The organism is Gottfriedia sp. NPDC056225 (assembly GCF_042267765.1).
Taxonomy (GTDB): domain Bacteria; phylum Bacillota; class Bacilli; order Bacillales; family Bacillaceae_G; genus Gottfriedia.
In genome coordinates this window covers 1-6,001 of record NZ_JBHJTJ010000100.1, presented here as the reverse complement: position 1 = coordinate 6,001, position 6,001 = coordinate 1, and the positions used below count along the sequence as shown (strand labels likewise).

Sequence of the window (6,001 nt, the reverse complement as noted above, 5' to 3'; positions counted from 1 at the left end):
GGTACATCAATGGCAACGCCTAACGTTGCAGGGGTAGCAGCTCTAATCAAGCAAGTTCATCCTGATATGACGCCTGCAGATGTTAAAGCAACACTGATGAACACAGCTGATCCACTATCTGATAAATATAGTGTATATGAAGTTGGGGCTGGACGAGTAGACCCATACAATGCGGTTCATACACAAACAGAGATTCAAGTAAAAGATAAAACTTCAACAGTAAAAGATAATTCAACAAATTATGGTGGGGAAACGCTAGCAAGTAAGGGCATTAAACAAATTAAAAACATTACCGGTGCAGTTAGTTTTGGTGAACAATCTCCTGAAGGGAAAAATCTGACAGATTCACGTTCAATGACTTTATTTAATAAATCTTCTGTCGATAAGACATATGACGTAAAGGTTCAGTTCCAGACGTTAGATGCACGTTCTACAGATGATTCTAGGGTGAGCCAAGATGCTGCAGCAAACGGCGTTACATTAGATGTGAAATCATCTGTAAAAGTCAAAAAATATAGTAGTGCAAATATGGATGCAACAATCAACGTTCCAAAATCTGCAAAACTAGGAACATATGAAGGTTATATTGTTTATACAAATCAAAACAATCCGAATGAAACATATAAAGTTCCATTTGCGATTCATACAGTAAAAGAGGGTATTGAGTATTTAACAGCTAATCCTTCAGGAGCTTATACAGTACCATATGAATCAGGAAGTAATTACACTAGATGGTCATTAGGCGTTAACTTTAAATTAAATTCACATATGCGTTATTTTGAATTCTTCCTTGTGGATCCAAAAACCGACAAAGAAATCGGATTCTTAGGCTCAGCCGATGGAATAGCAGCAGATGAGAATAAGGATTATTATTACCGAGGCGTGCTAAATCAAGGTCAATATTATCCATTAACTGGAAATCCAGATAATCCAATTTCGTTTGATTATAAAGAAACGGATCCAGGATTATATACAATACGAATGGTAGGAACGAATGATAAAGGCGAGAATTTCACAGCCGATACACCAGTATACTACGGAGTGAAAGAGCCAAAAGTAACGATGAATAACGTAAAGGCTGGAGGCATTTACGAAACTGCAAATTCAACTGACACAAAAGTTACTGTATCAGGAAATGTATTTGATAAAGATATTGATGAGATGAAGGCAGCAGGTATGACTGCTTCTCAGGGCGATAATACTTTTACGTATTATAATCCTAATGGTTCGGCGGAAAAAAGCATTCCATTGGACGCACAAGGAAATTTCAATGCTGAAATACCTTTAGCGACTTCTGGCCCAATTGTCAATGCCATTACAGAGTATGACTTCACAGATTATAGTAAATCAACTGTTCGAAATTATGATAGTGTGATCGATGCCTATTTTGTCAGACAAGGAACGGCTTATACAACGGCAATTGCTGATAAACAACGTATAAATATGGGCGATTCTACGACATTAACTTTCTCATCAAAAAATGTGAAAACAAATGTAAAGAAAGCAACGTTCAGTTTTACTTATCCAAATCAATACATTGATGCAGTAAATGTACAACCAAATGCTGCATTTAAAGATAAGCTAGATGTTCAATATACGAGTGTTTCTCAAGCTGGCGGAAAAACGTTAATGACGATTACTGCTTCAGCAACTGGTGACCTTGCGAATACTGGTATTGCTGGTGATGCATCATTAGTAGACGTAACATTCAAAGCAAAAGATCTATACAACAAAGCTCCAATGGCCTTTTACAGTCCAAATGGTGCTAGTAGATTCTTTAGCGCTGTTTATACAAATGTGGATAATAGTACAGTAACGACACAAGGTATTCAACCATATTTCTTTGTGACACCGACATACTCACTTATGAGAGGCGGAGTTCAGGCAGAAGGTTTAATGAAATTTAATGGCTTAGAGCCTGAAATGAAACAACTTGACTATACTAAAGCCGGTACAAAAATTAGCGTCAAAGATTCAAAAGGGAAGGAATATGGTGTAACGGATCAGCTAGGATATGCTGACACAGCACAATATGCGTTCAGAACGAGATTACCATTAACTGATGACACATTTACACAAAAAATTGATGTACCAGGTCACTTTACATTTACAAAAGACTTTACAGTAGGATATAAAGAAGATGGAAAAGTGACAGCTGCATCGAAACCAGTTAATTATGAGTATATTCCTGGTGGAGATGTGAATAAAGATAATGTTATCGATATAAACGATGCGTTATACATCCAAACATATTGGGGAACAAATAAACGTGATGCGGACATTAATTATGATGGTGTAGTTGATGAAAAAGATATGCAATATGTAATTAATAACTACATGATGCAAAATCCGTGGAATGAAAATTCTCCAAAAGCAAAAACGAAGTACAAAGGTAAAACATTAGATGGTGTTTTACAAGAACTTGGATTAGAGTAATCTATAAAATCGGTAATCTCTTAGGAGGTTACCGATTTTTTTAATCACTGTGAATGGTGAAAACATTTTTGCTAAAATCTAAATTAAAAACTCAACAATAAAATAGTTTTAAAAAACAGAACGCTAAGAAAATTTGATTATTCTGTTTTTTTACTCGAAGATTATTTTTTATTCGACTTTTTCGCTAAATTCTGTAATTCACTTTGGGGCTCGGTTGAAAATTCAACATCCTTACCATAACCTTGTGGATTTACACTTGGAGCTTTTTGTCCTCTGCCAGTTGATTTTTTACTCATTGTGCCTTCACCTCCAAGGATAGTGTTACCTAACATAATTGATTTATGTGTTCATTTATTAAGTATGGGCGTTACTCTTTATGACTCTATATCAACAGGAGAATCAATCCGATCTTTATACAAATCAAAATAAAGTTGTCCATTTGTTCCTCGAACACAATACGAAACATCAGCTAAACTTAAACATCTTTGCTCTAATTCAGTCATAATCCAATCTTTTGTTAGGTGGTTTTGGGTGAGGTTTCGATTAATCACTTTTCCATCCATGATGATTTCAATAGGGAAGGCAGATTGGGAAGGACTAAAAATCCCAAAATCTTTTCTAGTTACAAATCGATAGGATGGTTTCTTTAATATTGATAAATGTCCGTCAGGTTCAAAAATAGCGTATTCGACCTCATCAATATCAAATATATCTCTTCTTCTTAATGCTTGATTTAACGAATCCATTGAAATTCTTAGCTTTTCCAGATTTTTTTCAAGTATTTTTCCATCCTGTATGACAACAGTAGGTTCTCCATTGAATAATGCTCTAGCTTTTCTATTTTTTAAAGAAACTAAGGTAGCAAGAAATAAAAAAGTACAGAAAATAATTAAAGCGGTAATATAATTACTAAATTTTATGGATGTATTAAATGTCAAATTACCTGCAATAGATCCTAATGTAATTGAAGAAATATAATCATGATAAGTCATTTTAGAAATCGTTTGCTTTCCAAGTAAATGAGTAATACAAATAAGTAAAACAAATGCTGAAAATGTTCTTATTATGACTTCTAAAGTACTAACCATGATCCTCAACCTTTAACTTGTTTTTTACTATATTTTTACAAATAGTTATAGAACATACGTAAAAGTAAATTCTTTTGAAAAGTTATGAAAGAAATTTCTTGGGTAAGAGGTTTATCTGGTTGGAAACATTCATATAAAGAGAAAAAATAAAAATATCTTGATAATGGGTTTTTCTAATTGTTTTATAAATACAAAGATTATCAATAAGAAAATGACAATTTAGTACAATAAATAACAATCTAAATTAAATGATTTTTCTCTTTGGCATAGCTTGGCAATGCAATAGCGCGATCCAATAACCCATTTTAATACCCAAAACCAAATAGCTTGATCAGTCACCAAGCTTTTTTTGTTTATTGGATAAATTGTATAGGAGAAAAGAGGTTTCATTTTGTAAGAATGAGATCTAAGGTAAATTTGCTAATATGAGGGAAAGGGAGAGATGACAATAGAGAAAGAGTCCCATCTTCTACATGACATAATTCTTATATTGTGCACCCCGGACAAAGTTACCATATTCAAGTAAAACAAGATGTAAATTTAGAGTAAATCATTTGTAAGTTTGATATTTTAGTAGATTAAGAGGATGAAGATAGTTTATGACCGGTTTTATTCCTAATAACATATAACATTAAATGTTTATGAGATAAAAAAACAATTTAATAATAAAAATCGTTTTTAAATTAAAAAAATGGTATTATTTGTTAATTTATGTCGATAAATATTAAGAAAATGACAGAATTTTGCGAAATATCAACGCAATCAACTTTCCATATAATCAATTTAGGATGGGAAGTCGATTACGGGGGGGAGAAATTTATTATGATTTCTTTAACTTTAGAGAGATGAAAAAATAGTGAAGCCCGTTTTAAAAAATGTGTAAATAGGATTGAGTTTTAAAGTACATACATAGTTCTGTTCCTTGGTTCTTAAACAAGTACGGGATCAAGCTGTACTTAGTATATAATCATCTGAACACATAAGAGGCACTAAATAATCTTCTACAAATGAAGTAAGTAGTAGTTAAATTTCATCTAAAACTTATAAAAGTTAAAGTACCCATTCTGATCAAAGTAGTACTCATAGTAAACTCTATAATTTTCACTTATTCTTGGTTCATTATTATTTAATTTATTTTTTAAAATGATAACTATATCATTGAGTTTGGAGTTCCGAATATTGCGAAAAATATTAAGGCAACTTTAAAAGGTTTAACTAATTTTGATATTCAGGGGGAAAGTTATGAAAAAAGGAAATCTTAAACGTGTTTTAACGGGCACGGTCATTACTAGTATGTTATTTACGACGGGTATACACTATAAGGCGAATGCAGAAGAGAAAAGTCAGAATAATTCGAAAAGTGTAGAGAAAATGTTAGCTAGTTTAACAGATGAACAAAGGATGGCACTGAAACAACTTGATGCGTCACCAGGATTCGTTATTTCGCCGGATATAAACCAAAAAACTTCTGAATTGGTCAATGTAATTGTTGAATTTAATGAAGCACCTGCAAAGGTAGAGGTTTTAAAGCAGGCATTAAAAGGAAAGAAACTTTCTATTTCTTCCGCAAAAACACAACAAAGTAACGATCATACTAAATTTAAACAAGAGTGGAATAAAGTAAAGAGTCAGAATGAACGAAAAGCAGATAAAATGAAAGACGCTAAAATTACAAGAGAATACAACGATGCTTTCAACGGTGTAGCAATGACATTGCCAGGAACAACAGTTCAACAATTACTAACCACTGGAGTTGTCAAACGAGTTTGGAAGGATAATCAAGTGAAGCTTGATGAGCCAAAAGTGGCTGATGAAATGCAAACATCCACTCCAACAAAAGTAGATGATAGTCTCCCTCAAATTGGTGCGGACAAGCTCCATGCTGAAAATATTACTGGTAAAGGCGTCAAAGTAGGGGTTATTGATACAGGTATCGACTATAACCATCCAGATTTAAAAGGAATTTTTAAAGGTGGATACGATTTCGTTGATAATGATTCGGATCCGATGGAGACAACGTATAAAGATTGGAAAGCTTCTGGACAAGCAGAAACGGACGCAAATGGTTCAACTTATTATACAGAGCATGGAACACATGTATCTGGTTCGATTGGGGCACAAAAGAAGAACAACTCACCGTCAGCCGTTATGGGAGTAGCTCCAGACGTTGATTTATATGTATACCGAGTTTTAGGGCCATATGGTAGCGGATCAAACGAAGCAGTTATGGCCGGTATCGATAAAGCGGTAAAAGATGGAATGGATGTTATCAACCTATCTTTAGGATCTAGTGCTAATGATCCACTTGAAGCGACATCGATTGCGATTAACAATGCAATGCTTTCAGGTACTGTTGCCTGTGTCGCAGCAGGTAACGCAGGTCCTGATGAAAAAACTCTTGGATCTCCAGGTGCAGCTGCTTTAGCGGTAACGGTTGGAGCGAGTGATGTATCGCAAACGATTCCAACATACAATGC

Annotated in this window: 4 protein-coding genes; 2 read left to right on the top strand and 2 right to left on the bottom strand. The window is 34.0% G+C overall.

The window, feature by feature from the left end:
* On the top strand, positions 1-2,436 hold a 2,436-nt coding region (locus ACFCYN_RS24840), incomplete at its 5' end, for a S8 family serine peptidase (RefSeq protein WP_375952709.1).
* 161 nt (positions 2,437-2,597) lie between these two features.
* Here the strand turns inward: ACFCYN_RS24840 and ACFCYN_RS24835 are convergent.
* Both ACFCYN_RS24835 and ACFCYN_RS24830 read right to left on the bottom strand, forming a co-directional pair.
* Complete coding sequence (locus ACFCYN_RS24835; protein ID WP_098169858.1) at positions 2,598-2,732, bottom strand: small, acid-soluble spore protein L; 135 nt, start codon at positions 2,730-2,732, stop codon at positions 2,598-2,600.
* A 78-nt stretch (positions 2,733-2,810) separates the two neighbouring features.
* Positions 2,811-3,524, bottom strand: coding sequence for a DUF421 domain-containing protein (locus tag ACFCYN_RS24830; RefSeq protein ID WP_375952705.1), 714 nt, complete (start codon positions 3,522-3,524; stop codon positions 2,811-2,813).
* Between the two features lie 1,242 nt (positions 3,525-4,766).
* On the opposite strand from ACFCYN_RS24830, the gene ACFCYN_RS24825 reads away from it, so the two are divergent.
* A partial coding sequence (locus ACFCYN_RS24825) for a S8 family serine peptidase (protein ID WP_375952702.1) occupies positions 4,767-6,001 on the top strand: 1,235 nt, incomplete at its 3' end.

Coding starts and splice junctions, on each gene's coding strand:
- ACFCYN_RS24835 (WP_098169858.1), bottom strand. CDS start 2,732: ATGAGTAAAAAATCAACTGGCAGAGGACAAAAAGCTCCAAGTGTAAAT.
- ACFCYN_RS24830 (WP_375952705.1), bottom strand. CDS start 3,524: ATGGTTAGTACTTTAGAAGTCATAATAAGAACATTTTCAGCATTTGTT.